Raw genomic sequence first — 2,047 nt, 5'->3', positions numbered from 1 at the left:
ACGTATCGAACGCTCATCTGTGACATTTTTCGTAAATATGCTCATCGCCTCAGCTTTGCGAGAGCGTGGGTTGATCGTTTCCTATCTTTTCAAAAATTATGACTATCACTATCGGCGGCCGCGGGCTCCCTCGCGCGGCGCTCCTCGCGGGCCGCTGGCCCGCTCGAAGGCGCGCGCCACCGCACACCGATTTATAAATAGTCGCCGCCGTCGGTGGCGCGGTCCAGTCGCTACTCGTCCGGGTACTTCGGCTCGCGGCGCTCGGCGCGCTCCGTCGCGCGCTCGATGACCTCGCGGACCGTGTCGGGACCGTCGCTCGCGCGGTAGACGTCGCCGTGGCCGGGGTACATCGCCTCCACGGTGTCCGGGAGGACGTTGAGGACGGTGTGGAGGCTCTCGATCAGCTCCTCGCGCGACTGGCCGGCCATATCGGTGCGGCCGAAGGATCCGTCGTCGAAGGCGCCGTCGTTGTACACGACCACGTCGCCCGAGTAGATCCGCTCCTCGCCCACGAGCGAGACGTGATCGTCGGCGTGGCCCGGCGTCTCGACGACCTCGCAGGGCTCGTCGCCGACGAGAATCTCGTCGCCGTCGACGATCGCCACGTCGCGTCGCGGGTGCGAGGCGTTCGCGTAGAGGGTCGCGTCGAAGCGGTCCAGCACCGCGTCGAGCTCGCCGACGTGATCGTGGTGTTGGTGCGTCAACACGACTCGGTCCAGCCCGTCGACGCCGGCGTCGTCGAGCGCGTCGGCGATCACGTCGTCGACACCGGGCATCGTACCGGCGTCGACCAGCGTCGGCGCCTCGCCCGGCACGAGGTACGCGTTACAGGTGAACTCCTCCGCGTCGGCGGTGACGGTGATCGGCTCCATACGGACACCACGGTCGCCGCCGGATAAAAACGTGTACTCGGCGGCGACGGGAGACGGACCCCCCGTCGCGCCCGAATCCGGTCCCGGCCGGGGATTTATCACTAGTGGACTGTTAGTGTCACACACATATGGGCTTCGGAAGCTACGACGAATCCGAACAGGAGAACCAAGACCTGGACGCGGATTTCGACGACGAGGACGGAGTCCGAGCGGCCGAGGAGGTACACGAGGGGTCCGTCGACTACGAGCCCGGCGCCTCTAACGACGAGCTCCTCGACCGGCTCCAGGATATCAAGTCCGAGGAGAACTGAACGGGTGACGGCGCCGAGCCGAACGCTCGGGATCGCTTTCTCCGACGGCGACCGAATCAGCCGCCTAGCCGGGGCCGTGGTCAGGGCAGACGGGACCCTCGACGGCCTCGCCTTCGAGCGCTGTACCGTCGGCGGGGCCGACGCCACCGACGCCGCGATCGCCCTCTTCGACGCGCTCGGCCGCGAAGACGTGCGTCACGTCGCCTGCGCCGGCGTCGCCCCGGCGTGGTTCAACCTCCTCGACCTCCGCCGGCTACACGAGGCCCTCGACCGGCCCGTCTACGCCGTGAGCTACGAGCCGAGCCCCGGGCTCGAACCCGCGCTCCGCGAGGCGTTCGACGGCGACGCCCTCGAGCGCCGGCTCGACGTCTACCGCGCGCTTCCGTCCCGCGTGCGGGTCGACCGAGAGGACCCGGACCGTACCGGGGACGCTCGCCCCCTCTTCGTCCGCGCGGTCGGGATCGACGAGAGCCGCGCGGCCGACGCCGTCGACGAGTTGGTCCGAGAGGGGTTCCGTCGGCCCGAGCCCCTCCGGCTCGCCGCAGTTGCGGCGAGCGCACATCGCGAGGCGGTCGGAGGGGAATAGCGACCCGAGCGCGTCGGATATATGTCCCCCGCGGCCGACGGTCTCCGCATGAGCGACGACTCCGCGCCGGGCGGCGACGCCTCGGACGGCTCCGCGGCCCGAGCGACGTTCCGCGACCGCGAGCGGCTCGTCCGAACGCCGACCCACGGCGTCGCCCTCGACTGCCTCGCGGCCGGGATCGCGGCCGCGCGCCCCGACCGGCTGATTCCGAACGCCGTCGCTGTACGCGACGGGACCCTTCGGATCTGTCACTTTTTCACAACTCCGCGCCCCCGAGA

3 protein-coding genes and 1 pseudogene are annotated in these 2,047 nt (G+C 69.4%); 3 read left to right on the top strand and 1 reads right to left on the bottom strand.

What is annotated here, in order from left to right:
- Positions 1 to 230: 230 nt before the first annotated feature.
- On the bottom strand, positions 231 to 872 hold the full coding sequence (locus OQF71_RS14425; RefSeq protein WP_280588506.1) for an MBL fold metallo-hydrolase: 642 nt from the start codon (positions 870 to 872) through the stop codon (positions 231 to 233).
- Positions 873 to 1,000: 128 nt separating this feature from the next.
- On the opposite strand from OQF71_RS14425, the gene OQF71_RS14420 reads away from it, so the two are divergent.
- The 3 genes and pseudogenes from OQF71_RS14420 to OQF71_RS14410 form a co-directional block, all read left to right on the top strand.
- The gene (locus tag OQF71_RS14420; protein WP_267663673.1) at positions 1,001 to 1,183 is read left to right on the top strand and encodes a DUF5786 family protein; all 183 of its coding nucleotides are present in this window, start codon (positions 1,001 to 1,003) and stop codon (positions 1,181 to 1,183) included.
- Between the two features lie 4 nt (positions 1,184 to 1,187).
- The gene (locus OQF71_RS14415) at positions 1,188 to 1,769 is read left to right on the top strand and encodes a DUF99 family protein (RefSeq protein ID WP_280588505.1); all 582 of its coding nucleotides are present in this window, start codon (positions 1,188 to 1,190) and stop codon (positions 1,767 to 1,769) included.
- 48 nt (positions 1,770 to 1,817) lie between these two features.
- Positions 1,818 to 2,047 (top strand): annotated as a pseudogene (locus OQF71_RS14410) (hypothetical protein); the annotation flags it as partial.

It is taken from the genome of Halorubrum sp. Boch-26, from assembly GCF_029889805.1.
Taxonomy (GTDB): Archaea; Halobacteriota; Halobacteria; order Halobacteriales; family Haloferacaceae; genus Halorubrum.
Note: the sequence above shows the minus strand (reverse complement) of the source record. Positions and strands in the feature narration are given on the sequence as shown.